Source organism: Paraburkholderia sp. EG286B (genome assembly GCF_040965655.1).
Taxonomy (GTDB): Bacteria; Pseudomonadota; Gammaproteobacteria; order Burkholderiales; family Burkholderiaceae; genus Paraburkholderia.
The window spans coordinates 127,500-154,017 of the sequence record NZ_JBFRCF010000010.1 but is presented as its reverse complement, the minus strand read 5'-3'; the positions used below and the strand labels follow the sequence as shown (position 1 = coordinate 154,017).

Annotated in this window: 27 protein-coding genes and 1 pseudogene; 15 read left to right on the top strand and 13 right to left on the bottom strand. The window is 65.1% G+C overall.

Annotated features, from left to right (window positions below; genetic code table 11):
* Positions 1-114: 114 nt before the first annotated feature.
* Positions 115-402: pseudogene (locus tag AB4Y42_RS22630) on the bottom strand (GntR family transcriptional regulator); the annotation flags it as partial.
* 127 nt (positions 403-529) lie between these two features.
* Between AB4Y42_RS22630 and gabT the strand changes: the two are divergent.
* The gene (gabT, locus tag AB4Y42_RS22625; RefSeq protein WP_368695402.1) at positions 530-1,822 is read left to right on the top strand and encodes a 4-aminobutyrate--2-oxoglutarate transaminase; all 1,293 of its coding nucleotides are present in this window, start codon (positions 530-532) and stop codon (positions 1,820-1,822) included.
* Positions 1,823-1,937: 115 nt separating this feature from the next.
* Complete coding sequence (gabD, locus tag AB4Y42_RS22620; RefSeq protein ID WP_368695401.1) at positions 1,938-3,389, top strand: NADP-dependent succinate-semialdehyde dehydrogenase; 1,452 nt, start codon at positions 1,938-1,940, stop codon at positions 3,387-3,389.
* A 92-nt stretch (positions 3,390-3,481) separates the two neighbouring features.
* Here gabD and AB4Y42_RS22615 read toward each other — a convergent pair whose 3' ends face one another.
* A complete protein-coding gene (locus AB4Y42_RS22615) occupies positions 3,482-4,099 on the bottom strand; it encodes a hypothetical protein (RefSeq protein ID WP_368688584.1) in 618 nt (205 codons plus the stop codon).
* Between the two features lie 374 nt (positions 4,100-4,473).
* Between AB4Y42_RS22615 and AB4Y42_RS22610 the strand changes: the two genes are divergently transcribed.
* Complete coding sequence (locus AB4Y42_RS22610) at positions 4,474-4,938, top strand: hypothetical protein (protein ID WP_368695400.1); 465 nt, start codon at positions 4,474-4,476, stop codon at positions 4,936-4,938.
* A gap of 97 nt (positions 4,939-5,035) precedes the next feature.
* Here the strand turns inward: AB4Y42_RS22610 and pcaF are convergent, their stop codons facing one another.
* From pcaF to AB4Y42_RS22580, 6 genes are all read right to left on the bottom strand, one after another.
* Entirely contained in the window at positions 5,036-6,238 is a 1,203-nt protein-coding gene (pcaF, locus tag AB4Y42_RS22605) for a 3-oxoadipyl-CoA thiolase (protein WP_368695399.1), read from the bottom strand.
* A gap of 294 nt (positions 6,239-6,532) precedes the next feature.
* Positions 6,533-6,853 carry a cytochrome o ubiquinol oxidase subunit IV gene (cyoD, locus tag AB4Y42_RS22600; RefSeq protein ID WP_254353663.1) on the bottom strand — a complete coding sequence of 107 codons (321 nt, stop codon included), beginning with the start codon at positions 6,851-6,853 and terminating at the stop codon, positions 6,533-6,535.
* Entirely contained in the window at positions 6,854-7,465 is a 612-nt protein-coding gene (gene cyoC, locus AB4Y42_RS22595) for a cytochrome o ubiquinol oxidase subunit III (protein WP_368688588.1), read from the bottom strand. It abuts the gene before it with no gap.
* Entirely contained in the window at positions 7,465-9,474 is a 2,010-nt protein-coding gene (gene cyoB / locus AB4Y42_RS22590; RefSeq protein WP_368695398.1) for a cytochrome o ubiquinol oxidase subunit I, read from the bottom strand. The genes cyoC and cyoB overlap by 1 nt, the downstream gene beginning before the upstream one ends.
* A 5-nt stretch (positions 9,475-9,479) precedes the next feature.
* Complete coding sequence (gene cyoA / locus AB4Y42_RS22585; protein WP_368688590.1) at positions 9,480-10,373, bottom strand: ubiquinol oxidase subunit II; 894 nt, start codon at positions 10,371-10,373, stop codon at positions 9,480-9,482.
* 357 nt (positions 10,374-10,730) lie between these two features.
* On the bottom strand, positions 10,731-11,033 hold the full coding sequence (locus AB4Y42_RS22580) for a hypothetical protein (protein ID WP_368695397.1): 303 nt from the start codon (positions 11,031-11,033) through the stop codon (positions 10,731-10,733).
* Between AB4Y42_RS22580 and AB4Y42_RS22575 the strand changes: the two genes are divergently transcribed.
* Positions 11,032-11,856 carry an IclR family transcriptional regulator gene (locus AB4Y42_RS22575; protein ID WP_254353659.1) on the top strand — a complete coding sequence of 275 codons (825 nt, stop codon included), beginning with the start codon at positions 11,032-11,034 and terminating at the stop codon, positions 11,854-11,856. The two genes, AB4Y42_RS22580 and AB4Y42_RS22575, sit on opposite strands and share 2 nt — an antisense overlap.
* A gap of 59 nt (positions 11,857-11,915) precedes the next feature.
* On the opposite strand, the gene AB4Y42_RS22570 is transcribed toward AB4Y42_RS22575, so the two are convergent.
* From AB4Y42_RS22570 to phnF, 4 genes are all read right to left on the bottom strand, one after another.
* Positions 11,916-12,836 carry a LysR substrate-binding domain-containing protein gene (locus AB4Y42_RS22570; protein WP_368695396.1) on the bottom strand — a complete coding sequence of 307 codons (921 nt, stop codon included), beginning with the start codon at positions 12,834-12,836 and terminating at the stop codon, positions 11,916-11,918.
* A 125-nt stretch (positions 12,837-12,961) separates the two neighbouring features.
* Positions 12,962-13,513: a phosphonate metabolism protein/1,5-bisphosphokinase (PRPP-forming) PhnN gene (gene phnN, locus AB4Y42_RS22565; protein WP_368688592.1), complete on the bottom strand. Its 552-nt coding sequence runs from the start codon at positions 13,511-13,513 to the stop codon at positions 12,962-12,964.
* A complete protein-coding gene (locus tag AB4Y42_RS22560) occupies positions 13,510-14,238 on the bottom strand; it encodes a DUF1045 domain-containing protein (protein WP_368695395.1) in 729 nt (242 codons plus the stop codon). The genes phnN and AB4Y42_RS22560 overlap by 4 nt, the downstream gene beginning before the upstream one ends.
* The gene (gene phnF, locus AB4Y42_RS22555; protein ID WP_368688594.1) at positions 14,235-14,990 is read right to left on the bottom strand and encodes a phosphonate metabolism transcriptional regulator PhnF; all 756 of its coding nucleotides are present in this window, start codon (positions 14,988-14,990) and stop codon (positions 14,235-14,237) included. The genes AB4Y42_RS22560 and phnF overlap by 4 nt, the downstream gene beginning before the upstream one ends.
* Before the next feature lie 220 nt (positions 14,991-15,210).
* On the opposite strand from phnF, the gene phnG reads away from it, so the two are divergent.
* From phnG to AB4Y42_RS22505, 10 genes are all read left to right on the top strand, one after another.
* Entirely contained in the window at positions 15,211-15,729 is a 519-nt protein-coding gene (gene phnG, locus AB4Y42_RS22550; RefSeq protein ID WP_368688595.1) for a phosphonate C-P lyase system protein PhnG, read from the top strand.
* Positions 15,726-16,367 (top strand): phosphonate C-P lyase system protein PhnH, encoded by a 642-nt coding sequence (phnH, locus tag AB4Y42_RS22545; protein WP_342919028.1) that lies wholly within the window; start codon positions 15,726-15,728, stop codon positions 16,365-16,367. Before phnG ends, phnH begins: the two co-directional genes overlap by 4 nt.
* A complete protein-coding gene (locus AB4Y42_RS22540; protein WP_368695394.1) occupies positions 16,367-17,497 on the top strand; it encodes a carbon-phosphorus lyase complex subunit PhnI in 1,131 nt (376 codons plus the stop codon). The genes phnH and AB4Y42_RS22540 overlap by 1 nt, the downstream gene beginning before the upstream one ends.
* Positions 17,494-18,423, top strand: coding sequence for an alpha-D-ribose 1-methylphosphonate 5-phosphate C-P-lyase PhnJ (locus AB4Y42_RS22535; RefSeq protein WP_368695393.1), 930 nt, complete (start codon positions 17,494-17,496; stop codon positions 18,421-18,423). Before AB4Y42_RS22540 ends, AB4Y42_RS22535 begins: the two co-directional genes overlap by 4 nt.
* Positions 18,420-19,190: a phosphonate C-P lyase system protein PhnK gene (gene phnK / locus AB4Y42_RS22530; RefSeq protein ID WP_342919031.1), complete on the top strand. Its 771-nt coding sequence runs from the start codon at positions 18,420-18,422 to the stop codon at positions 19,188-19,190. The genes AB4Y42_RS22535 and phnK overlap by 4 nt, the downstream gene beginning before the upstream one ends.
* 10 nt (positions 19,191-19,200) lie before the next feature.
* Positions 19,201-19,971 (top strand): phosphonate C-P lyase system protein PhnL, encoded by a 771-nt coding sequence (phnL, locus tag AB4Y42_RS22525; protein ID WP_368695392.1) that lies wholly within the window; start codon positions 19,201-19,203, stop codon positions 19,969-19,971.
* A gap of 46 nt (positions 19,972-20,017) precedes the next feature.
* Positions 20,018-21,151, top strand: coding sequence for an alpha-D-ribose 1-methylphosphonate 5-triphosphate diphosphatase (locus AB4Y42_RS22520; protein ID WP_368695391.1), 1,134 nt, complete (start codon positions 20,018-20,020; stop codon positions 21,149-21,151).
* A 478-nt stretch (positions 21,152-21,629) separates the two neighbouring features.
* Entirely contained in the window at positions 21,630-22,397 is a 768-nt protein-coding gene (locus AB4Y42_RS22515; protein WP_368695390.1) for an ABC transporter substrate-binding protein, read from the top strand.
* A 245-nt stretch (positions 22,398-22,642) separates the two neighbouring features.
* The gene (locus tag AB4Y42_RS22510; protein WP_368695389.1) at positions 22,643-23,758 is read left to right on the top strand and encodes a succinylglutamate desuccinylase/aspartoacylase family protein; all 1,116 of its coding nucleotides are present in this window, start codon (positions 22,643-22,645) and stop codon (positions 23,756-23,758) included.
* Between the two features lie 502 nt (positions 23,759-24,260).
* Positions 24,261-25,427, top strand: a complete 1,167-nt coding sequence (locus AB4Y42_RS22505; RefSeq protein WP_368695388.1) for a porin — start codon at positions 24,261-24,263, stop codon at positions 25,425-25,427.
* A 155-nt stretch (positions 25,428-25,582) separates the two neighbouring features.
* Here the strand turns inward: AB4Y42_RS22505 and AB4Y42_RS22500 are convergent, their stop codons facing one another.
* Positions 25,583-25,924: a zinc ribbon domain-containing protein YjdM gene (locus AB4Y42_RS22500; protein ID WP_368688602.1), complete on the bottom strand. Its 342-nt coding sequence runs from the start codon at positions 25,922-25,924 to the stop codon at positions 25,583-25,585.
* A gap of 167 nt (positions 25,925-26,091) precedes the next feature.
* Here AB4Y42_RS22500 and AB4Y42_RS22495 point away from each other — a divergent pair, with 167 nt between their 5' ends.
* The gene (locus AB4Y42_RS22495; RefSeq protein ID WP_368695387.1) at positions 26,092-26,508 is read left to right on the top strand and encodes a DUF6232 family protein; all 417 of its coding nucleotides are present in this window, start codon (positions 26,092-26,094) and stop codon (positions 26,506-26,508) included.
* The last annotated feature ends 10 nt before the right edge of the window (positions 26,509-26,518 follow it).

The following is a 26,518-nucleotide window of genomic DNA, read 5'->3' as shown; positions in this document are numbered from 1 at the left end:
AGCAGGCGTTTCCGTGCCCTGCGCGCGGGGGCTGTTAGTTGCAACGTCTCCCGCAGGCAGCACGGCTCCTGACTCGCGGCTATTTTTCCGCGTTTGCATAGAGCCAATTTCCGTCGCCCCGACAATCTCGTCGGGTGACGTGTCCGCCACGAAAGTGCCGCGCCCCGTCGCCGACGTGACATAGCCTTCGAGCACCAATTGTTCGTAGACCTGGGTCACGGTATTGCGCGCAATCCCCAGTTCGGCCGCCAGCAGGCGCGACGACGGCACCCGCGCCCCGGCCGGCAGCTCGCGCGACAGGATCGCCTGCTGCAACAGCTTGTGCAGTTGCCGGTACACCGGCTGGGCGCTGCCGCGGTCGAGCCGTTGCGCCAGCCAATCAGACAGAACACTCGCACGCATCTAAATTGGCTCCTAAAGATTGCACTGAATGGCTCTGAAATTTAGAGCCAAACGTGAGTATAGTCGCGACATGGACTGCTTGCCGGTCCGCCAGCCAACTTCAGAACTGACACCGATTCCACAGGAGATGAACGTGAGCAAGAACGCCGATCTGCAAAGCCGCAAGAACGCCATTACCCCGCGCGGCGTGGGCGTGATGTGCGACTTCTACGCCGAGCGCGCCGAAAACGCCGAGCTGTGGGACGTGGAAGGCCGCCGCTTCATCGACTTTGCCGCCGGTATCGCCGTGTGCAACACGGGCCACCGCCATCCGAAGATCGTCGCCGCCATCAAGGCGCAGCTCGACCAGTTCACGCACACGGCTTACCAGATCGTGCCGTACGAGTCGTACGTCTCGCTGGCCGAAAAGGTCGCCCAGCGCGCGCCGGGCAGCTTCGCCAAGAAGGCCGCCTTCTTCACGACGGGCGCCGAAGCCGTCGAAAACGCCGTCAAGATCGCACGTGCCCATACGGGCCGTCCGGGCGTGATCGCCTTCGCGGGCGGCTTCCACGGCCGCACGATGATGGGCATGGCGCTCACGGGCAAGGTCGCCCCTTACAAGCTCGCGTTCGGCCCGTTCCCGGCCGACGTGTACCACGCCCCCTACCCGAACTCGGTCCACGGCATCAGCACGGCCGACTCGCTCAAGCACATCGAGATGCTGTTCAAGGCCGACATCGATCCGAAGCGCGTCGCCGCGATCATCTTCGAACCGGTGCAGGGCGAAGGGGGCTTCTATCAGGCGCCGGCCGACTTCGTGCGCGGCCTGCGCAAGATCTGCGACACGCACGGCATCCTGCTGATCGCCGACGAAGTGCAAACGGGCTTCGCGCGCACCGGCAAGCTGTTCGCGATGGAACACTACGACGTCACGCCTGACCTCATGACGATCGCCAAGAGCCTGGCAGGCGGCATGCCCCTCTCGGGCGTGGTGGGCCGCGCGGAAGTCATGGACGCGGCAGCGCCCGGCGGTCTCGGCGGCACGTACGCGGGCAACCCGCTGGCCGTGGCGTCGGCGCACGCGGTGATCGAGATCATCGAAGAAGAAAAGCTCTGCGAGCGCGCCACGAAACTCGGCGACAAGCTCAAGGCCAGGCTCAACGCGATGAAGGCCGACGTGCCGCAAATCGCCGACGTGCGCGGCCCCGGCGCGATGAACGCGGTTGAGTTCTGCAAGCCGGGCACAAACGAAGCCGACGCCGACTTCACGAAGCGCGTGCAGACCGCCGCGCTGAACCGCGGTCTGCTGCTGCTCGTGTGCGGCGTGTACTCGAACGTCGTGCGCTTCCTGTTCCCGCTGACGATCCAGGACACCGTGTTCGACGAAGCGCTCGCGATCCTCGAAGAGTCGGTCAAGGAAGCCGTGGGCGTGCCGGCGTAAGCCTCCACCACCTGCTGGCCCGCGAGCAGCGGGCCATCCGCGAAACGGCACACCGGCGCTTGCCGCTGTGCCGTTCGTCGTTCTAAATGAATCGAAGTCAGTCCGGAGTGCAAGCATGAATCTGAAAGACGCATCGCTGCTGCAAACCAGCGCCTTTATCAACGGCGAATGGCAAGGCGCCGAAGACGGCGCCACGTTCGAAGTGAAGAACCCCGCCACCGGTGCGGTCATCGGCACGGTGCCGCGCATGGGCGCCGCCGAAACGCGCCGCGCGATCGCCGCCGCGAACGCCGCCTGGCCCACCTGGCGCGCGAAGACCGCGAAGGAGCGCAGCGTCATCCTGCGCAAGTGGCACGACCTGATGATGGAAAACGCCGACGACCTGGCGCTCATCCTCACCACGGAACAAGGCAAGCCGCTCGCCGAGGCGAAGGGGGAGATCGGCTACGCCGCGTCGTTCCTCGAATGGTTCGCGGAGGAAGGCAAGCGTATTTACGGCGACACGATCCCCACGCCCGCCAACGACAAGCGCATCGTCGTGACGAAGGAACCCGTGGGCGTGTGCGCCGCGATCACGCCGTGGAATTTCCCCGCCGCGATGATCACGCGCAAGGTCGGCCCCGCGCTCGCCGCAGGCTGCGCGATCGTGCTCAAGCCCGCCGAAGCCACGCCGTTCTCGGCGCTCGCGCTGGCCGTGCTGGCCGAGCGCGCGGGCGTGCCGCGCGGTGTGTTCAGCGTCGTGACGGGCGACCCGAAGGCGATTGGCGGCGAGCTCACGAGCAACCCCACGGTGCGCAAGCTCTCGTTCACGGGTTCGACGCCGGTGGGCCGCCTGCTCATGAGCCAGTGCGCCTCGACGGTCAAGAAGGTCTCGCTGGAACTGGGCGGCAACGCGCCGTTCATCGTGTTCGAAGACGCCGATCTCGATGCGGCCGTCGCCGGCGCCATCGCCTCGAAGTATCGCAACAGCGGCCAGACCTGCGTGTGCACGAACCGCTTCTACGTGCACGACGCCGTGTACGACGCGTTCGCGGCCAAACTGCGCGACGCGGTGGAAAAACTCAAGGTCGGCCTCGGCACGGAGGCGGGCGTGACGCAAGGCCCGCTCATCAACGAAGCGGCCGTGCTGAAAGTGGAATCGCATATCGAAGATGCGCTCGCCAAAGGCGCTCAGGTGACCACGGGCGGCAAACGCCACGCGCTCGGCCACGGCTTTTTCGAGCCGACCATCCTCACCGGCGTCACACCCGCGATGAAGGTGGCGCGCGACGAAACCTTCGGGCCGCTCGCGCCGCTGTTCCGCTTCTCGTCCGATGAAGAAGTGATCAGGATGGCGAACGATACCGAGTTCGGCCTCGCCGCCTACTTCTACAGCCGCGACATCGGCCGCGTGTGGCGCGTGGCCGAAGCGCTCGAATATGGCATGGTGGGCATCAACACCGGCCTGATCTCGAACGAAGTCGCGCCGTTTGGCGGCGTGAAGCAGTCCGGCCTGGGCCGCGAAGGCTCCCACTACGGCGTGGACGACTACGTGGTGATCAAGTACATGTGCATGGCGGGCATGTAACGACCAGACGAAAAACGGGCACCTTCTGAGGCGCCCGTTCGGATCGTAACAAGAAGCCGGCGCCGCGATGCGCCGGCCTTTTTTTTGCGCGCTTACTGCGTGGCGGCAACCGGTGTCACCTGCGTCGCATAAGCGGAAACGAACACGGCGTGAACCGTGTCGCCGACTTTCAGGGTCTTGAGGTCGATATCGGGCGTGGCTTGCAGCGTGACGGTCTGATACGCGCCGCGCAGCGTCACCTCGCGCTTCTTCGCGTTGATATGCTGCACCGTGGCCTGGACTTCGACCTGGCGCGCGGCGTCGTAGCCCGACGACGCGGGCAGATACACGTTGGTATCCACACGCTTGCGAATACCCTTGTCCTTGCCCGTTACCTTTTCGGCCGTCATGAGGAGCGCGTTCTTGTAGAGCACGTCGACGGTGTCGCCCACGTTGAGCTGGTCGAAGTTGCTGACCTGCGGGCTGAGCGCGATATCGACATCATTGCCGCGCGGCCCCCGCAGCGTGACGACGCGCGCAGCGCGATCGATGCCGACGATCTTCGCGTGGATATGCACCGGCTCTGCGTTGGCAATCACTTCCTGCGCCGCGCTGGTGAGCGCGGTTTGTCCCTGCGGCGCCGAAGCAGGCGCGTCGTTTTGCGCAAACGCCCCCTGCGAAAGGCCAACGCCCACCACCCATGCCGCCGCCAGAATCGCTGCTTTCGTCATTCACATTCTCCTCGTCAAACGGGTTTGAACTGATTGCCGTATTTGCATCGGCGTGTGGCGCCGAAGTGCGGCCGATTCTACGCGCGGCTTTTAAAGCGCGGACGCTACCTGGCCGGAAGCGGGTCAAGTTACCGCCAACAAATACGGCTGATTGCCGAGGGGTTTGCTGAGGCGCAAATTCTTGTGCGATTGTGTGTTGAAACAGATCGCGCAATTGTTGCCAGGCGCGAAATGCTTGCTCTTTGCGTGGCGTTGCCAACTGCATCTGCAGGACAGACTCGATACAGCACTTACAGACGATTACACATGGGGCACACCCGGCGATCGACGCTGCTCATACAATCGACGCGTCGAAAGTCCTGGGGGAGACGAGAGTGAGGAAAGCACGAACGATCATTGCAGCAGCGGCCTGCGTGCTGGCTTGCGCATCGGTTACGGCTTACGCGCACGGCGGCGGCAATGGTGGCGGTAGCGGCGGCGGCAACGGCGGCGGAAATGGCAATGGCGCCGCACTGGGTGCGGGCGTCGGCGTTGGGCACTCGGATGTTGGCCACATGGACGGGATGTCGCTGGGCCATATGAGCCATGTGGGATTCAGCAACACGAAGAGCCACGTTTCGGCGGACCGTGACAGGGGGCTGGCCCGAGCGGGCGACCGGGCGGGGCATCACGCACGCGGCCACAGTTTGCATGCGGACGGCAGGTCGGCGAGCCATATGAGCGAGAGGGGCTTGAGCGAAACGAACAGCCACATCTCGGCCGACCGCGACATGGGCCTTGCGCGGGCGGCAGACCGTTCGGCGTTGCCGTCGCAACCGCACGCAGGCGACCCAACCTGAACGAGAGCCCCACAAGGGAAGACGAGGGCGCGCAGCAAAACAAAAAAGCCGTGGAGCAAATCGATCCGCGGCTTTTTCAATTCAGGGCGAACAGATATCAGACACGCTCGATAGCGATCGCAATCCCCTGCCCCACGCCGATACACATCGTGCAAAGCGCAAAGCGCCCTTGCGTGCGATGCAGCTGATACGTGGCGGTCGTCACGAGCCGCGCGCCGCTCATGCCGAGCGGATGCCCAAGCGCAATCGCGCCGCCGTTCGGGTTGACGCGAGGATCATCATCGGCAACGCCGAGCATGCGCAGCACGGCGAGCCCTTGCGAAGCAAACGCTTCGTTCAACTCGATCACGTCGAACTGGTCGATGGTCATGTTCAGACGCGCGAGGAGCTTCTGCGTAGCCGGCGCGGGGCCGATACCCATCACGCGCGGCGCGACGCCAGCCGTCGCGATGCCGAGCACGCGCGCACGCGGCACGAGCCCGAAGCGCTTCGCGTTTTCCTCGTTGGCGAGGAGCAGCGCGCAAGCGCCGTCATTTACGCCCGAAGCGTTGCCAGCCGTCACCGAGCCATCCGGGCGCACGACGCCCTTGAGCTTGGCCAGCGCCTCGAGGCTCGTCTCACGCGGATGCTCGTCGCGCGAGAAAACAATCGGATCGCCCTTCTTCTGCGCAATCGTCACCGCGACGATCTCCTGCGCGAGCGTGCCATCCGCCTGTGCACGAGCGGCCTTCTGCTGGCTGCGAACCGCGAACGCATCCTGATCGGCGCGGCTCACGTTGTAGTCGACGGCGACGTTTTCGCCCGTTTCCGGCATCGAGTCCACGCCGTACTGCTGCTTCATCAGCGGATTGACGAAGCGCCAGCCAATCGTCGTGTCGTAGATCGCGGCGTCGCGAGCAAAGGCGCTCGCCGACTTGCCCATGACGAACGGCGCGCGGCTCATGCTCTCCACGCCGCCCGCAATCATCAGCCCGGTTTCGCCCGACTTGAGCGCGCGCGCGGCAATGCCCACGGCGTCCATGCCGGAGCCGCACAGGCGGTTCACCGTCGAGCCCGGCACGGCCTGCGGCAAGCCCGCCAGCAGCGACGACATGCGCGCGACGTTACGGTTGTCCTCGCCCGCCTGGTTCGCGCAGCCGTAGATGACGTCGTCGATCGCCGTCCAGTCCACGTCCTTGTTGCGCTCCATCAGCGCCTTGAGCGGCACGGCGCCGAGGTCGTCGGCGCGAACCTGGGCCAGGGCGCCCGCGTAGCGGCCGATAGGCGTGCGAACCGCGTCGCAGATGAATGCTTCCGTCATGTGAGTCTCCTTTCGATCGCAGGCACTTGATGCGATCCCATGCAAAGATGATTGAGATTGACGGACTGCGCGGGCGAAAATGGCAGATCGAACGCGCACGTCCTCGTGCGATTTGTTCGACTGTCGAACCGATGATCGTTAATCGAACAATTTGACGGCCATAATAGGCGCGTCCTGGGACGAGTGTCAAGCACACGGACCTGGCTCCAAAAACGAAAAAGCCGCACAGGCCGGGTGCCCGTGCGGCTTCGCGAGTTCAGGCGGGCGCGAGGCGCCAGCCAGTGAGGCGAACGCTTAACGCGACATCATGAGCGCGCCGACGTTGTGCATCACCCAGATGGTGCCGAAGATCAGGAATGCGGCGGCCAGCACCGTGTACGCGAGCGACAGCACGTTCCAGCCCTGCCCCGGCGACGTGTTCAGATGCAGGAAGAACACGAGGTGCACGACTACCTGCACGAAGGCGAGCACCGCGATCACGATCAGGGCCGTGGTGGCATCGAGCGTACCGTGCAGAACGACGCCGAATGCGCCCGCGGTAAGCAGCACCGAAAGAATGAAGCCCGCCACATAGCTGCCGAGGCTGCCGTGCGACTCTGCATGAGTTTGAGCCATTTAGAGCACGCTCCCGAGATAGACAAAAGTAAACACGCAGATCCACACGACGTCGAGAAAGTGCCAGAAGAGGCTCAGGCACGTGAGGCGGCGGACTTCCTGCTCGCCCAGTTCGCGCGTGCGCACCACCTGGATCATCATCACGAGCATCCAGAGCAGGCCGAAGAACACATGCAGCCCGTGCGTGGCGACCAGCGTGAAGAACGACGACAGGAACGCGCTGCGCTGCGGCCCGGCGCCTTCGGCGATCAGGTGCGAGAACTCGCGCAGTTCGAGCACGAGGAACGACGCACCTAGAATGAAGGTGACGGCGAGCCAGCCGAGCACCACGCCGTTCTTGCGCTGGTGCGCGCCGAGCATCGCGAAGCCGTACGTGATGCTCGAAAGCAGCAGCACGGCCGTTTCGAGCGCCACGCCCTGAATGTCGAACAGGTCCTTGCCCGTGGGGCCGCCCGCGAACTGCTGGCTCAGCACGCCGAACGTGGCAAACAGCGCCGCGAACAGCAGGCAGTCGGTCATCAGGTAGACCCAGAAGCCGAATACCGAGTGCGACTGCGGGTGATCGTGGTGATCGAGTTCGGCAAGGGTTGCCGCATTGGTTTTCTGTAACATCAGACTGCCTCCTCGGCGACCAGGTCGCGCTTGGCCACGGCGGCGCCGGTGCCAAAGCGGCTTTCTTCGATCTCGCGGACCTTCGCGGCCGGAATGTAATAACCGTCGTTGTTGCCGAAGCTCTTGAGGATCACCGTCAGCACGACGCCAATGAACCCAAGCACCGCCAGCCACGTGATGTGCCACACGGCCGCGAAACCCAGCACGAGGCTGAACACGCCGATGAAGAGGCCGGCCGACGTGTTCGACGGCATGTGGATGTCACTGTATTTCGCGGCGAGGCCTGGAGCGCGGCCCGTTTCCTTCATGTGCGCGAAAGCGTCGATGTCGTCCACGCGCGGAATGACCGCGAAGTTATAGACCGCCGGCGGCGACGACGTTGCCCATTCGAGCGTGCGGCCGTCCCACGGATCGCCGGTCACGTCCTTGCATGCGGCCTTGTTGCGGTTCACGAAGGCCATGACCCACAAGAGGACCTGGAACACGATGCCGAGCGCGATGATCGCAGAGCCAATGGCGGCGACGACGAAGTACGGATGCCACTCGGGCACGTCGTAGTGGTTGGTACGACGCGTGGCGCCCATGAAGCCGAGCACGTAGAGCGGCACGAAGGCCACGTAGAAGCCGACGAACCAGCACCAGAACGACGCCTTGCCGAGCTTTTCACTGGGCTTCAAGCCGAACACCTTCGGGAACCAGTACTGCAGGCCGGCGAGGTAGCCGAACACCACGCCGCCGATAATCGCGTTGTGGAAGTGAGCGATCAGGAAGAGCGAGTTGTGGAGCACGAAGTCCGCGCCCGGAATCGCGAGCATCACGCCCGTCATGCCGGCGATTGAGAACGTCACCATGAAGCCGACGGTCCAGAGCACGGGTGCGGTGAAGTGCACGCGGCCGCGATACATCGTGAACAGCCAGTTGAAGATCTTCACGCCGGTGGGAATGGCGATGATCATCGTCGCGATACCGAAGAACGCGTTGACGTCGGCGCCCGCACCCATCGTGAAGAAGTGGTGCGCCCACACGAGAAACGCCAGCACCATGATCGCGCACGAGGCGTAGACCATCGTCTTGTAGCCGAACAGCGGCTTCTTGCAGAACGTGGCCATCACTTCCGAATAGATGCCGAACGCAGGCAGCACGAGGATGTACACCTCGGGGTGGCCCCACGCCCAGATCAGGTTCAGATACAGCATGGCGTTGCCGCCAAGCTCGTTCGTGAAGAAGTGCGTGCCGACGTAGCGGTCGAGGCCGAGCAGCGCGACCGCGATCGTGAGGATCGGGAACGTGGCCATGATGAGCACGTTCGAGCACAGCGCCGTCCACGTGAACACGGGCATCTTCATGAGCGTCATGCCGGGCGCGCGCATCTTGATGATCGTGACGAAGAAGTTCACGGCCGTGATCAAGGTGCCGACACCGGAGAGCTGAACCGACCAGATGTAGTAGTCCACCCCCACGTCTGGACTGAACTGCAGTTCAGAGAGCGGCGGATACGCGAGCCAGCCTACCTTCGCGAACTCGCCGATCACGAGCGAGAGGTTGATGAGGATCGCGCTGATCGCCGTCATCCAGAAGGAGAGCGAGTTCAGGAACGGGAACGCCACGTCGCGCGCGCCGATCTGCAGGGGCACGACGAGGTTGAAGAAACCGACCATGAGCGCCATCGCCATGAAGAAGATCATGATGACGCCATGCGCCGTGAAGATCTGGTCGAAGTGATGCGGCGGCAGATAGCCGGGCGAATCGAACGCCATGGCCTGCTGGATACGCATCATGACCGCGTCGGCGAAGCCGCGCACGAGCATGAGCACCGCCACGATCATGTACATCACGCCGATGCGTTTGTGGTCCACGCTCGTGAGCCACTCGGTCCAGATGTACTTCCACTTGCCGGTCACGGTAACGAGACCGAGCACGCCGACGACGATCAGCGCCATGAACGCCGCCGCGCCCATGATGATGGGCTGATCGAACGGGATCGCCTCTAATGTGAGTTTTCCGAACATGCTGCTTACCCCTTGGTCACGCAGGACGGGTCGAAATTCGTGACGTGCCCGTTGTTGTACTTCGCGATGATGTTATTGAAGAGCTTCGGGTCGACGGTCGAGAAGTACTGCACCGGCGCCTTCTCCTGCGGCTTCGCGACCGTTGCGTACTCGTCCATCGAAAGCTGGATGGACGACGTCTTCACCTTCTGCACCCACGCGTCGAAGTCCTGCTGGCTCGTGGCGAGCGTGCGGAACTTCATGTCCGAGAAACCCTTGCCGCTGTAGTTGGACGAGAGACCGTCGAAATCGCCCGCTTCGTCGGCGATCAGGTGCAGACGCGTTTGCATGCCCGCCATGGCGTAGACCTGGGTGCCCAGCTGCGGGATGAAGAACGAGTTCATCACCGAGTCCGACGTGATGCGGAAGTTGACCGGCGTGCCCACCGGCACGGCGAGCTGGTTCACCGAGGCAATGCCGAGATCGGGGTAGATGAAGAGCCACTTCCAGTCGAGCGCGACGACCTCGACGTTGATGGGCTTCACGCTCGACTCCAGCGGCTTGTAGGGGTCGAGCTCGTGCGAGGTGCGCCACGTGAGGATGGCGAGGAACAGGATGATCGCGGCCGGAATGGCCCAGACCACCACTTCGATCGCCGTGGAGTGGGCCCACTTCGGCGCGTAGGTCGCGTTGCGGTTCGAGGCGCGGTAGCGCCACGCGAACAGGAGCGTCAGGATGATGACGGGCACCACGACCAGCAGCATGGCCCATGTGGCCGTGAGGATGAGCGACTTCTCGGCCGCGCCCACGCTGCCCTTCGGGTCCAGCACGGCAAAATTGCCGCTGCACCCCGCAAGAGAAACGAGCAGCCCGCTGCCGAGGGGGATTAACCACCTTTTAAAGGCTTTTCTGTCTTTCATGTTTGCCTGTTCTTCCGTTGTCCACCAAAACGCGTAACACCCAACACATTTGCATCGCAAATTCGCCACGCAAAATGCACCCGTATCGTATTCAGCGCGATTCTACGGAATGCACCAATCTCAAAATTTGATCTTTGCTAAGGATTAGCCAGCGGGACAAAGCTCGCCCAGGCGAGCGCGACGGAAAGCCGCAAATATCTTTCCAATAGCTTTCACCGCGCAAACACTTACTGTGTGAAGGTTTCGGCGTGATGGACAGCGCGCGTGCACGCGAAGACAGGGCGCGAAGATACGCGCGCGGCACAATCGAAGAATGGTCGAAAAATGCGCCGATTCATTCGAATTTCGACATCACTTTTATTTCTTTGTAAATTCGGGCCCCGTCGATATTCGGCTTTTTAACAATCGATTCACACGACAATCATTTTTTGGCCACAATGAATTGACTATAATCAAATAACTGAATGTCGAATGATCTGGCGCGCGCATTTGACGCATGTCATGCCACGCGGCACTATCGATGTCGACGCGGGCGCCCTGCCGCGAAAGTGTGCGCCCGCCTCGCCCTCGCCGCCTTTGCCGCTTGTTGGCGAAACCGATCGCTTGGGTTATCTTGATAGGTTCTTCAAGCGCCGCAGCAAGACCGAACGCCACGCCCATGAATTCTGCTTCCAGTGCCTCGCCAGACCGCTCCGCCGACCAGCAGGAGATTCCCGAAAAACCGGGCGACTCCTATGTGCAGTCGTTCGCGCGCGGGCTTTCGGTGATCCGCGCGTTCAACGCCGAGCATCCCGAGCAGACCCTCACCGACGTCGCCGCTGCCACGGGCCTCACGCGCGCCGGGGCGCGCCGCATTCTGCTCACGCTGCAGACGCTCGGCTACGTCGAAGCCGAGGGACGGCTCTTTCGCCTCACCCCGCGCATTCTCGATCTGGGCTTCGCTTACCTCACGTCGATGCCGTTCTGGAATCTCGCCGAGCCGGTCATGGAAGAGCTGTCGCAGGAAGTGCACGAGAGCTGCTCGGCGGCCGTGCTCGACCGCACCGAGATCGTCTATGTGCTGCGCGTGCCCACGCACAAGATCATGACGATCAACCTCTCGATCGGCAGCCGCCTGCCCGCCTACTGCACCTCCATGGGGCGCGTGCTGCTCGCCTCGCTCGACGACGCCGCACTCGACGAAACGCTCGGCTCCTCGCCGCTCTATGCGCATACGGGGCGCACGGTCACCGACGTCGGCGAACTCAAGAAGATCATCGCCCAGGTGCGCCAGCAGGGCTGGGCCATCGTCGATCAGGAACTGGAAGGCGGGCTCATCTCGATCTCCGCGCCGATCCGCAACCGGCAGGGCCGCGTGATCGCCGCGATGAACATCAGCGGCAACGCGCAGCGCACCTCGGCGAAGCAGATGGTGAAGACCTTCCTCGATCCGCTTCAGCAAGCCGCGGCGCGTGTGTCCGGCATGGTCGCGCGGCGCACGTAAAGGCAACTGACCGCAACCGGGCGCGACCGGGCGAACCGCCCCGGCGTGCTCGAGCCGTTTCAGGCAACCTCGGCAAACACCTGTACGAGCCAGTCGGCGAAAGCGCGCACGCGCAGCGACAACTGGCGGTTCTGCGGATACAGCACCGAGACCGGCAAAGGCGGCGGCGGATGAGCGTGCAGCACGACGCACAGTTCGCCGTTGGCGAGCAGGTCGCGCACGCGGTAGCGCGGCACCTGCACGATGCCCAGCCCCGCCAGCGCGCCCGCCGCATAGAGTTCGGCGCCGTTGACGGCCACCGGACCCGGCAGCGTCACGCGGGCGATGCCGTCGGCGGTCGTGAATTCGAGCGGGAGCGCGCGGCCCGTGGCCGGCGAAACATAATTCACGGCACGATGGCCGGGCCGGCCCGGATTGTCCGCGTGCGTGCCTGCGAGTGCCTCGATCGACCCCGGGTCGCCATGCCGTTCGAGATACGCGGGGCTCGCGCAGGTCACCTGCTCGAGCAGCGCCACGCGCCGCGCGATCATCGAAGAGTCGGCCAGCTCGCCCGCGCGCAGCACGCAGTCCACGCCCTCGCGCACGAGATCGACGAAGTGGTCGCCCGAGCCGATGAAAAGCTCGACGCGCGGATAGCGCGCGAGAAAGTCGGGCAGGCGCGGCATCACGAAATACTGCGTGAGGGTGCCCTGCATGTTCACGCGCAAGCGCCCCTGCGGATCGGTGTCGCGAAACGCCTCCTCGGTTTCCTCGAGGTCGGCGAGCAGGCGCGTGCAGCGCTGGTAGTAGGCGTCGCCGTCGAGCGTCGGCTTGACCTGGCGGGTGGTGCGTTCGAGCAGGCGCACGCCGAGGCGCGCTTCGAGACGCTTGATCGAGTTGGTGACCGTCGCGCGCGGCAGGTTCAGATCCTCGGCCGCCTGCGTGAAGCTGCGGCGGTCGACGATGCGCGTAAAAATCTGCATCTCCTGGAAACGGTCCAAGGGCATTCTCGTTGAGTTCTCGGGTCGCCTGCATCTTCTCATGGCAACCGCACCCAACCAAAAATCCCCCGGCCCATTCGAGCCCTCAAGCGGCTGTTAAGCGGTGCTCGAGGACGGCGCCGAGACTATCCGGCCGCCACCTGCAGTACGAGCTTGACGAACGCCCCGCCCGCCTCCTCCAGGTGCCCCGAGTTGTCGATGCGCGCGAACGCGGCGCCCGACGGCACCTCGAACGGCGCGCGCCGCGCGAGACGCAACGCAACCTGCTCGGGCGTTTCGCGCGCCCGGGAAGCGAGGCGCGCAGCGAGCACGTGCTGCGCGGCCTCGACATGCACGAGCGTCATGCGCGGGTAGCGCTCGAACGCCTCGCCCGCGTAGGCGCGCGAACCATTCACCACGACGGTGCAGCCAAGCGCCATCCATTGGTCGATCTCCACGCCCACGCCATAGCGCAGCGCGTGGCTGCGCCATTGCAACGCGAACAGGCCGCGCTGCGAACGCGCCTCGAATTCGGCCTCGGTGAGTGCGATGTGGTTCTCGCCGCCGCTGTCTTCGCGCGTGATGTAGCGATGCGCGAAGACGACGTCTTCGCCGGACAGGCGCTCGCGCGCGTAGCGCAGCAGCGTGTCCTTGCCCGCGCCCGAAGGCCCCATTACGTAGATCAGGCCGCCCTTCATGCGCGAGCCCCCGCGAACGGCAAGCGGCGCCACAGCGCGAATGGCGCGCCCGGCCCGGGCTCGACGAAGAGTGCCGCGCCGTCCACCGGCAGCGGGTTGGCATCGTGCATCTGCCTGTTCCAGGCATCGACCAGTTGCGCGCACGTTTGCGCGTCGTTCAGCGAATCGGATAGCGTCATGTGAAAGCGGAATTCTTCGAACACGTACGGATAGCCCCATGTTTCGACATAAACGCGCTGACGCTGCGTGAGCGGCGCGTCGAGGCGCTTCGCGAGTTCGGCGGGCGTTTGCGGGGCGCGCAGCGAGCCGAGCGCGCGCAGTGCGTTGGCGGCCAGCTCGCGCAGCGCGGTTTCAGCGGCATCGTCGGCGGGGCGCAGCGCCACGAAGCGGCCGAGCAGCGCTGCTTCGACACTGGCTTCGAAGCGCGCCTGCCCCTGCGCCCACTGCTGCGCGGCGGCCAGCAGCGCGGCTGGCGTCACGCCCGGCGCGAGACGGAACGGCGGCACGAGGGTGCCGTGCCAGCCGTAGCGGCGTGGCGCGACCGTGAGCGTTTCCAGCGGCTGCGTCAAGCCCGCGAGCCACGGCGGCGGTGCGAGGGTGTCGCCCGTCTCCGGATCGCGGCCAAGCCACGCGCAGCCCGCCCGCCACCACGCCGACTCGCGCGGCGGCGCATAGTAAAGCGCGAAGCGCGTGGCTTCGTTCCAGTCTTCGTGCAGCACGCTCATATGTCGTGCTCCACCATCAGCTGCACGCGGTCGGCGGCGAAGTGCGTGATGCCGTACTTGATCGGCACGCCATCAAGGTCGACGTCGACGTTTTCGACCCACAGCACCGGCTGCTGCCGGTTGATGTTCAGGCGCCGCGCCACCTCGGCCTCGGGCAGCACGCTGCCGATCCGGCTCCACTTGCGCAGATAGTCGGTCACGCCGAATTCGGCGAGCGCCTTCGACGTGCTGTCGACGCGCTCCATGACCACGGGCAAATCGGCGAAGCGCGCGGCGGGATACCAGCTGCGCGCGTAAGTGAGCGGCACGCCGTCCGATTCGTGCAGCGTTTCGAGCCGGTAGACGAGCGCGCCCGCGCGCAGGCCCAGGGCCTTGGCGACCGTGGGGTCGGCCTTGCCACGCGAGGACGACAGCAGCTTGCCCGCCGCAGAATGCTGATGGCGCTTCAGGTTCTCGGTAAAACGCGTGCGCTTGCCGATGGTGTAGTCGATCGCGCCGGGCTGCACGAAGGTGCCGCGCCCCTGCTCCACGCTCACGAGCCCCAACGCCGCCAGACCCAGCATCGCGCGCCGCACCGTGTGGCGGTTCACGTCGAAGCGGCGCGCAAGCTCGCCTTCGCTAGGCAGCCGGCCGTCTTCGCCGAAGCCCTTCGCGGCGATCTCGGCCGCAAGGATCTGCTCGATCTGCCGCCACACCGCCACACCCGCGCCGCGCTCAAGCAGACTGGACGGCGCCTCGTCGTTCGATGTCATGGTGCTGTCATTCCTCTCGGTTCCAATAGCGTTTTGTGCATTGTAGTGCGCAGGGCGTGATGGAAATATGAAAACCTTCATTGCGTCCGAACTGGACGACTGTACTACTAAACGTCTAGACGTTTAGATGAATAGATGGTTCAATCGAGGTCCAGACAAGGCTGTTCGAAAGGCGCAGTTGCCATGTCCGTTCTCCCCCGTTCACGACACAGGAACTCCGATGAACGCTTCCTCCACCCCATCCTCCGCACCGGCGAGCCGGCGCGCATGGATGGCCGTTCTCGCGCATACCCCGCGCGCCGAGCTTGAAGCGGCGCTGAGCGCCGCGCTCGCCGGTGCGCCCGAGCCCGCCTTCGACTGGCTGCGTCCGCCACAAACCGGACTGGCCATGGTACGCGGGCGCATTGGCGGCACCGGCGACGCCTTCAATCTGGGCGAAGCCACCGTCACGCGCGCCACGCTGCGCCTGCGCGCCTCAAGCACTGAACGCACCGAAGGCGGCGATGCCGGCCAGTCCGGCCCGGTCGGCGTGGCCTGCCATCTGGGCCGCGACAAGCGCCGCGCCGAGCTGGCCGCGCTCGCCGACGCGCTGCTGCAGCTCCCCGCGCGCCACGACCAGTTGCACGCCAGCTTGATCGAGCCGCTCGCCGCGCGTCTCGCCGCACAGCGCGACGCGCGCCGCGCCGACGCCGCCAGCACGCGGGTCGAGTTCTTCACGATGGTTCGAGGTGACGCATGAGCGACCAACGCAATGCCATGACGCCCGATCTGCTCGCGGCGCTCGCGCCGGGCTTCGGCGATCCGGTTCACGACACGCAGACTGTGTTCCGCACGCTGCTCGACGCGCTCGCGCGCCCCGGCACGATCGGCGTGGTCGAAACCCCGCTGCCGGCGGCCACGGCGGCGGATGCGTCCCCCGCGCGCGCCGGCCTCGCCGCCTTCGCGTCGCTGCTCGCACTCGCAGACTACGCCACACCGGTGTGGCTCGCCCAGCCCGACGCCGCACTCGCGGCCGCGCTGCGCTTTCACGCAGGTGCGCCGCTTGCACAGCAAGCGCGCGAAGCCGCGTTCGCCTATGTGCACGACGCCGCCGCCCTGCCGCCGCTCGATGCCTTCGCGAGCGGCACGCCCGAGTCGCCGGAGCAGTCGGCCACGGTGTTCGTGCGCGTCGATTCGCTCGCCGGCGGCGCACCGCTCACGCTGCGCGGCCCCGGCATCGAAACGACCTGCAGCATCGCGCCCGTCGGCCTGCCCGAGCGCTTCTGGCGCGAACGCGCCGCCCTCGCGCCGCACTTTCCGTGCGGCATCGACTTCTATCTCGTGTGCGGCGACCGCCTGATGGGCCTGCCGCGCACCACTCTCGTGGAGATGCACTGATGTACGTCGCCGTCAAAGGTGGAGAGCGCGCGATCGAAGCGTCGTGGCGTCTGCTCGACGAGGCGCGCCGCGGCGATACGCGCGTGCCCGAGCTGAGCGTCGCGCAGATCCGCGAACAGATGCGTCTGGCCGTGGCGCGTGTGATGGCCGAAGGTTCGGTCTACGACGAAGAACTTGCCGCGCTCGCGATCAAGCAGGCCGCCGGCGATCTCGTCGAAGCGATCTTTCTGCTGCGCGCGTATCGCACCACGCTGCCGCGTTTTGGTTACACGCAGCCGGTCGAAACGGAGAACATGGTGGTGGAGCGCCGCATTTCCGCGACCTTCAAGGACGTGCCCGGCGGCCAGGTGCTCGGCGCGACCTACGATTACACGCAGCGCCTGCTCGACTTCGCGCTGCTCGCCGAAGGCGACGATGCCACGAGCGCCGCGCCCCAGGCGCCGCGAGCAACCCCGCCTGAAGAAGCGATGCCGCGCGTGGTCTCCCTGCTCGACAAGGAAGGCCTGATCGAGCAGGAAACGCGCTCGCCGCAGGCGCGCGAGCCCGGCGACCTCTCGCGCGAACCGCTAGCGTTCCCCGCCGACCGCACCGTGCGCCTGCAGAATCTCGCACGCGGCGACGAGGGCTTCCTGCTCGCGATGGGCTATGCGACGCAGCGCGGCTACGCGCATTCGCACCCGTTCGCGGGCGAGATCCGCTTTGGTTCGGTGTGCGTAGAAATGATGCTGGACGAACTCGACGAAGCCGTGGAAATCGGTGAGATCGACTTGACCGAGTGCCAGATGATCAACCAGTTCGCGGGCGCGAAAGACGTGCCGCCGCAATTCACGCAAGGCTACGGTCTCGCGTTTGGCCACGCAGAACGCAAGGCCATGGCGATGGCGCTGGTGGATCGCGCGCTGCGCGCCGAGGAGCTGGGCGAGACGATCGCCTCGCCGACTCAGGACATCGAATTCATGCTCTCGCACAGCGACAACGTGGAAGCTTCGGGCTTCGTACAACACCTGAAGCTGCCGCACTACGTGGACTTCCAGGCCGAGCTGGAACTCGTGCGCAAGCTGCGCGCGCAGCACGAAAACGGCACCGGCACCGATGCCGATGCCGACGCGCAAAACAGGGAGGCCGCATGAACGCGCCCGATACCTTGCAATCCACCGCAGCCGAAGTCGCGTCGCACGAAACGCAGGCCGTCTCGGGCTACAACTTCGCCTACCTCGACGAGCAGACCAAGCGCATGCTGCGCCGCGCCCTCCTCAAGGCCGTGGCCGTGCCGGGCTACCAGGTGCCGTTCGCCTCGCGCGAAATGCCGCTGCCGTATGGCTGGGGCACGGGCGGCATCCAGGTGACGGCGGCGATCATCGGCGCGAAGGACACGCTCAAGGTGATCGACCAGGGCTCGGACGACACCACGAACGCCGTGAACATCCGCCGCTTCTTCGCGCGCACCACGGGTGTGGCCACCACGCGCCGCACGAGCGAGGCGTCGATCGTCCAGACGCGGCACCGCATTCCCGAAACGCCGCTCACGGACAAGCAGATCCTCGTGTACCAGGTGCCGATGCCCGAGCCGCTGTTCCGGCTCGAGCCGCGCGTGGCCGAATGCAAGAAGCTGCATGCGCTGGCCGACTATGGCCTCATCAGCGTGAAGCTTTATGAGGACATCGTGCAGCACGGCAGCATCGCCACGACGTATGACTACCCGGTGACCGTGAACGGCCGATATCTCACGTCGCCCTCGCCGATTCCGAAGTTCGACAACCCAAAGCTGCATATGAACGCCGCGCTGCAGCTGTTCGGCGCGGGCCGCGAGCGTCGCATCTACGCGATTCCGCCGTACACGCCGGTGAAGAGCCTCGACTTCGACGACCATCCGTTCGAAGTGCAGCGCTGGGAGCACGCGTGCGCCCTGTGCGGCTCGCGCGAGAGCTTCCTCGACGAGATGATCGTCGACGACGCAGGCAAACGCATGTTCGTCTGCTCGGACAGCGACTACTGCCACGACCGGCGCGAACATATCGATGCGCACGCAACGAATGAAGCAGGAGAGAACGCATGACGCCGCTGTTAAGCGCAAGATCGCTCACGAAGCAGTATGGCGGCCGCAACGGCTGCCGCGACGTGAGCTTCGACCTGTATCCCGGCGAGGTGCTGTGCATCGTCGGCGAATCGGGCTCGGGCAAGACCACGCTGCTCAACACGCTCGCGCTGCGCACCGAGTCCGACTCGGGCGCGCTGCACTACACGAGCGCGAACGGCGAAACGCTCGACCTGCGCACGCTTTCCGAGCCGCGCCGGCGCCTGCTCGCGCGCACCGAATGGGGCTTCGTGCAGCAGAATCCGCGCGACGGGCTGCGTGCGGGCGTCTCGGCCGGCGCCAATATCGGCGAGCCGCTGATGGCCGTCGGTGCGCGCCACTACGGGCAAATCCGCAGCACGGCGCAGCAGTGGATGCAGCGCGTGGAGCTGGACGCCATGCGCATCGACGAATTGCCCTCGGCGTTTTCGGGCGGCATGCAACAGCGCCTGCAAATCGCGCGCAATCTCGTTACGGGCCCGCGCCTCGTGTTCATGGACGAGCCCACGGCGGGTCTCGACGTGTCCGTGCAGGCGCGCCTGCTCGACTTGCTGCGCACGCTCACGACCAACCTGCATCTTTCGGTACTGATCGTCACGCACGACATCGGCGTGGCGCGCCTGCTCGCGCACCGTTTGATGGTGATGCAAGGCGGAACGGTGGTCGAATCGGGCCTGACCGACCAGGTGCTGGACGACCCGCAACACCCCTATACGCAGACGCTGGTGGCATCCGTGCTGCCGGTCTAGGATGAAAGACATGACTCTGAACTCATCAGCGGGCGCGCGCGCGTTCCTCGAAAGACCGGCGCTCATGCTGCGCGCCGAAGACGTGCGCAAGACCTTCACGCTGCACTGCCAGGGCGGCATCGGCATCGAAGCGCTCGCGGGCGTTTCGCTCGACGTGGAGCGCGGCGAATGCATCGTGCTGGTCGGGCCCTCGGGCGCGGGCAAGAGCACCTTCCTGCGCTGCCTGTACGGCAACTATCTCGCCAGCGGCGGCTCGATTGCGATCCGCGACGAGGGCGCGCCGCTCGAGCATCTGGAGATCACGGGTGCGGCGCCTCACGACATCCTGCGCCTGCGCCGCAACGTGATGGGCTACGTGAGCCAGTTTCTGCGCGTGATCCCGCGCGTGAGCGCGCTCGACATCGTGGCCGCGCCGCTCGTTTCGCGCGGCGTGGAGGAAGGCGAGGCACGCGAGCGCGCGCAAACGCTGCTGGCACGCCTGAACGTGCCGCAGCGCCTCTGGCCGCTCGCACCCGCCACGTTTTCTGGCGGCGAGCAGCAGCGCGTGAACATCGCGCGGGGCCTGATCGCGCAGCACCGCGTGCTGTTGCTGGACGAACCCACGGCCTCGCTCGACGCGGAAAACCGCGAAGTCGTCGCGAGCCTGATTGGCGAGGCGCGCGAGCGCGGCGCAGCGATCGTCGGCGTATTCCACGACGAGGACACGCGCGAGCGCGTCGCCACCCGCGTACTCGAACTCAGCGCGCCGCGCGCGCAAGCGCCGCTCGGCGCCGCGGTCTGAAACCCGCCTGAACGGCGCAAACCGATATCTGATACGGAGCCTGACGATGTTGATCAAGAACGCTCGCATCGTGACGCGAGACGACGTTTTCACCGGCACGCTAAGCGTGGCAGACGGCAAGATCCGCGACATCTCGCGCGGCTCGACCGCCGCGCCCGAAGCCGAAGACTGGGAAGGCGACTTCCTGCTGCCCGGTCTCGTCGAACTGCACACCGACAACCTGGAAAAGCATCTCGCGCCGCGCCCCGGCGTGCACTGGAACACCGACGCCGCATTCGTCATTCACGACGCGCAGATCGCCGCTGCCGGCATCACCACGGTATTCGACGCGCTGGCCATCGGCACGCGCCTCGCCGTGGGCGTGCGCGGCCGCGACGTGCAGCTCGCGAGCGCCAGGGCGCTCACGCGCTTTTCCGAGCGCAACCTGCTGCGCGCCGAGCACTTCCTGCACTTGCGCTGCGAAATCGCCACCGAAGACGTGATCGAGCTGTTCGACACGTTGAGCGACCACCCGCTGCTGCGCCTCGCCTCGGTGATGGACCACACGCCGGGCCAGCGCCAGTGGCACGACCGCGAGCAATGGCGCAAATTTCAGGAGCGCCACGGCAAGTGGACCGACGAGCAGACCAACACCATGCTCGCCGAAATGGCCACCGAGCAGGAACGCTACGCCGACGCGCACCGCCTCGAAATCGTGCAGCGTTGCCGCACGCGCAACATCCCGCTCGCGAGCCACGACGACACGCTCGTGGAGCACGTCGAGCAGGCCGCCGCCGAAGGCATCGTGCTCGCCGAATTCCCGACCACGCGCGTGGCCGCCGAGGAAGCGAGAAAGCGCGGCATCGCGACGATCATGGGCGCGCCGAACGTGGTGCGCGGGGGCTCGCACTCGGGCAACGTCTCGGCGCTGGAGCTGGCGCAGGCCGGTTTGCTCGACATCCTCTCGTCCGACTACGTGCCGTCGAGCCTCCTGACCGCCGCGTTCGACCTCGTGACCAAGGCCGACTGGACGCTGCCGCGCGCACTCGCCACGGTCTCGTGGGAACCCGCCAGCAAGTCGGGCCTGCACGACCGCGGCGCGATCGAGCCGGGCCTGCGCGCGGACTTCGTGCGGGTGACGATGCTCGATTCGCTGCCCGTGCCGCGCGCGACGTGGCGCGCGGGCGTGCGCGTGGTCTGACGTCATCGACGCAGTGCAGCCGATGTGACTGCTGCATCGCAACAAAAACGGCGCGCCGCCCGGCCCCATTTGAGCCGAAAGCCAACGGCACGCCGTCGATTCAATTTCAATCTCCCTTCAAACTACTGACGATGCCGCGAGCGCGCGGCATCGCATTCTTCCGACTGTTGCGGCAGAGCATCGCGCAGCCCATCCCTAGCCCCTCGTAGCGGCCTGTCCCCATTGGCCTGCACGCCTTGCCCGACAAGGCTTCGCGTTAAATCGTACAAGCGCACGGGCGTACACTTACCGGCACCCTTTCCCGCTATCCGGTATTACACTAGCGACGCAGCAATTTTGACCTGGTAAGCTTGCGCGCGCTTCGCTGGCCGCAGGCTGGCGGGTCCAACAATAATCCTGCGCGAGCCGCGCCGGAAAATGCGCCACGGCGGCACAACCGCACGCGGCGCGTCCTGAACCATCTCGAGGAGTACCCATAGTGAAGAAACTGCTTGCCACCCTCACGGTTGCCATGCTCGCCGTCTCGGCCGGCGTCGCCCATGCGAAGGACTGGTCCACCGTGCGTTTCGGCGTTGACGCCAGCTACGCACCGTTCGAATCCAAAGCACCCGATGGCAAGCTGGTCGGCTTCGACATCGACCTCGGCAACGAAATCTGCAAGCGCCTGAACGCCAAGTGCGTGTGGGTCGAGCAAGACTTCGACGGCATGATCCCGGGCCTGAAGGCCAAGAAGTTCGACGGCGTGCTCTCGTCGATGACGATCACCCCGCAGCGCGAGCAGCAGATCGCCTTCTCGGCGAAGCTGTTCAATACGCCGACGCGCCTCGTCGCCAAGAAGGGCTCGAGCCTCGCCCCGACGGCCGACTCGCTCAAGGGCAAGTCGGTTGGCGTCGAGCAAGGCACGATCCAGGAAACCTACGCGAAGGAAAACTGGGCGCCGAAGGGCGTGAACGTCGTTCCTTACCAGAACCAGGACCAGGTCTACGCCGACCTGATCTCGGGCCGTCTAGACGCCGCGCTGCAGGATGAAGTGCAAGCGGATCTGGGCTTCCTCAAGACGCCGCGCGGCGCTGGCTTCCAGTTCGCCGGCAAGGAAATCCCGACGGGCGCCGCCGCCATCGGCCTGCGCAAGGAAGACGCCGACCTGAAGGGCAAGATCGACAAGGCCATCGCCGACATGATCAAGGACGGCACATACAAGAAGATCGAATCCAGGTACTTCGACTTCGACGTGTACGGCGGCTAAGCACCGCATCGCGCCGGCGCTGCATCACGGCGCGCGAAGCCCGGGCTTTCCGCCCGGGCTTTTTCTTTTCCGAAATTTTATTTCGGATTCCCTATTTTCATGACGATGTCGCAGATGCGCGCGGGCGCGCTGGTTCCGGCGGCGCGTCGAATCGGCTAAGATCGGTCTACGGCCCCTGCGTGTGCTAACGGGGCCATCGTTCACTCCAACACCTTTTGCGGGCCGCCGCGCCTCGCGCACCCATCATGCAAACCCGAAACCACCCGTTGATCGCGCCCGCCCTCGGTACCGCGCGGGAACTTGCCAGTTTCCACTACGGCAAAGCCGGCGGTCCCAAGGTCTATATCCAGTCCTCGCTGCACGCCGACGAATTGCCGGGCATGCTCGTCTCGTGGGCGCTGCGCCGCAAGCTCGCGGACCTGGAAGCTGCGGGCCGCCTGCGCGGCGAGATCGTGATCGTGCCGGTGCCCAACCCCGTGGGCCTGAATCAGCACTGGCTCGGGCATATGATCGGCCGCTTCGAATCGAACACGGCGCAGAACTTCAACCGCAATTTCCACGAGCTCACCGCGCTCGTGCTACCCAGCATCGAAGCGCGCCTCGGGTCCGACGAAGCCGCGAACCGCACCGCGATCCGCGCGGCCATGGGCGAAGCGCTGGCCGCGCAGAAGCCGAGGACAGAACTCGATTCGATGCGCCTCGCGCTCCAGCGCCTTTCGTACGACGCCGACATCGTGCTGGACCTGCATTGCGACTGGGAAGCCGCCATGCACATCTACACGAACCCCGAACTATGGCCCGAAGTCGAGCCGCTCGCGCGCTATCTCGACGCCAAGGCGTCGCTGCTCGCGCTCAACTCGATCGGCAATCCGTTCGACGAGATTCACAGCTTCTGCTGGTCGGAGCTGCGCGAGCACTTCGGCACGCGCTTCCCCATTCCGTACGGCTCGATTTCGGTGACGGTCGAGCTGCGCGGCCAGCGCGACGTCTCGCACGAGCTCGCCGAGCACGACGCCCAGGCCATCGTCGACTATCTGATCGGGCGCGGCATCGTCGAAGGCACGGCCGCGCCGCTGCCGCCGCTCGCCCATGCTGCCACGCCGCTCGCCGGCACGGAGCCGATCGTGGCGCCTGCCAGCGGCGTGCTCGTGTTTCGCGTGGATTGCGGCACGTGGGTGGAACGCGGCGCGGCCATTGCCGATGTCATCGACCCGCTCGCCGACACCGTGACGACGCTGCACGCGGGCGTGAGCGGCGTGATGTACGCACGCCATAGCGCGCGCTTCGCCACGGCCGGCATGGAAGTCGCACGCATTGCCGGCGAAAAACCCATTCGCAGCGGCTCGCTTCTTTCGCTGTAACGGCAACGCCATACCGTAAAAAGGCTCGCATCACGGATGCGAGCCTTTTTTACATGAGCGTTTCCCGCCATTTCAATTACTTCGGTGAACTAATTTTTGCTTCTATGAATCGACGGCAATCAACCATGTAAAGCGCGCATTGATCGGCCGTTAATGCGCCCTTGAGATAAATCAAACTCAGCCCTGAAGCCAGATTCAAAAGTTCGATTAACCCGGCAAATAGAAGAAAGCTTAGAAAAAATTTTTATAAGGCCGATTGCCGCAGTCCAGCCTTTCAAATTGACAGGAAAATCGCACGCAAAGCCAACAACGGCGGGCTTCGGGCGCCGCTCTCCCCGGGTGCAACCCGCGTGTCGCATCCACACAACAGAATGGCGACATTTTCCCTACAAAGCCTTACTGTCACATTCCTTTCGTTATCGACCCTTAAATTGCAGCCCGTCACATTGACCGGCCCATAAGAGGCCGGAGTAGTCATCTCGTCCTTTACCCGGAGAAACAGTTGAAAAAGAAAATTCTGACCACCGCTATTCTGGCCTCGATCGCAGGCGTTGCCCACGCACAAAGCAGCGTGACGCTGTACGGCGTGATCGACGCGGGTGTGAATTACATCAGCAACGTGAAGAACGCGACGGGCGGCAGCTCGCATCAGTTCTCGTACGGTGACGGCGTGGCCCAAGGCAGCCGTTGGGGCCTGCGCGGCACGGAAGACCTGGGCGGCGGCCTGAAGGCAATCTTCGTGCTCGAAAACGGCTTCAACAGCGGTAACGGCACGGCAGGCCAGGGCGGCGCGATGTTCGGCCGTCAAGCATTCGTCGGTCTGACGCAGTCGAACATCGGTTCGCTGACGTTCGGCCGTCAATACTCGTTCAGCACGGACATTCTCGGCTCGCAGTACTCGACCGGTGGCAACACGGTTTCGGGTAACTGGGCCTACCACTTCAACGACGTCGACCAGCTGACCTCGAGCCGCATCAACAACGCGGTCAAGTTCCAGAGCGTGAACTTCTCGGGCTTCACGTTCGGCGGTCTGTATGGCTTCTCGAACTCGACCTCGTTCGCCGGCGCACCGACGACGGCTTCGACGGCTTCGTCGCGCGCCTACAGCTTCGGCGCGAACTACGGCTACGGCCCGTTCAGCCTCGGCGCGGCCTACACGAACATCACGTACCCGGGCAACACCACGCAGTCGACGACCTCGATCGCCAACCTGCCGGCAACGCAACAGGCCAACTTCGCGCTGAAGGGCCTGCGCTCGTTCGGCGTTGGTGGCCGTTACATCGTCGGCCCGGCCACGCTGTGGGCCCTGTGGACCAACACGCTGCTCTCGCCGATCGCCACGTCGTCGACGCTCTACAACGCGTATGAAGTGGGCGGCAAGTACGCCTTCACGCCGGCTATGTCGGCTGGTCTCGGCTATACGTACTCGCGCGCGTCGGGCAGCCAGACGGCTCACTGGAACCAGGTCAACGCATCGCTTGACTACGCGCTCAGCAAGCGCACCGACGTCTACGGCCTCGTGTCGTACCAGGACGCATCGGGCACGCTCGCGAACGGCCAGAAGGTTCAGGCGCAGATTGGCGACTCGAGCTCGAGCATCTACCAGCCGTCGGGCACGGGTTCGCAGGATCAAGTCGCGGTTCGCGTCGGTATCCGCCACAAGTTCTAAGCAGCGTCACGTACGCAACAGCGGCGGCCGGCGACTCATAGCGCCGGCTCTGCTCGGCGCGCCGCAGCTCACGCGCCGCGCCTTACCGGACGGGGCATCCCTTGGGATGCCCCGCTTTTTTTTGCTTCATCGCAGTCGGTGCGCGACGCCCTTCGTCACGCCTTCTTGACGAATTCCGATTTGAGGCTCATTGCGCCGAAGCCGTCGATCTTGCAATCGATATCGTGGTCGCTGTCCACCAGCCGGATGTTCTTCACTTTGGTGCCCATCTTGATCACGCCACCCGAACCCTTGAGTTTCAGGTCCTTGATGACCGTGACGGTATCGCCGTCCTGCAGGACATTGCCGGCCGAATCGCGATAGACCTTGCCCGCTGCTTCGGCGGGCGACGTGGCTTGCGCCGACCATTCATGGGCACACTCCGGGCAGATGTAGACGCCCCCATCTTCGTAGGTGAACTCGGAATTGCATTTCGGACAGCGTGGCAGTGCGCTCATGGAGAATCCCTGGTGTCGACGGGGGCATTAAAAGCGCGCAAGTATAGCGGCTTCGGCAGGTGCCCCAACCCGCCATGCGTCCGGCCTGCGACGTTATGTCCGCCGCGACCCCGCCCTGGCCCCGCTTCTGGTACGCTGCGCTCTCTCACCTCGCAGCTATCGAACCGATGGAACTCCCTTTCAACGAAGCCGCCGTCTCGGTCACGCGCAACGCGCTCTCCGCAGCCGGCCAGGTCTTCCCCATGCGCGACATCGAGGACGTGCGTATCGTCATCGGGCGGCGCAGCCGCGTCGTGCCGATCGCGATTAGCCTGGTCGGCGCCGCCGGGGCCGTCGTGGGCGGCGTGCTCGGCTCGGCGGCCGGTCTCGCGTGCGGCGTGATGGTGATCGTGGTGGGCTGGCTCGCGTGGCTCTGGCAGGAAGCCGTGCACCGGCTCTACGTCGTGACGGGCGGAGAATCGCGCGAAGCGGTCACGAGCCTCGACCCGGCATTCCTCGAACGCGTGCAGGAAGCCGTGCGCACCGCCAAGGCCGCGCAAGCGGCGCAGGCCGAAGGCGGAACGACGCGGCCCGCAGCGCCCTGATCCCGCCGGA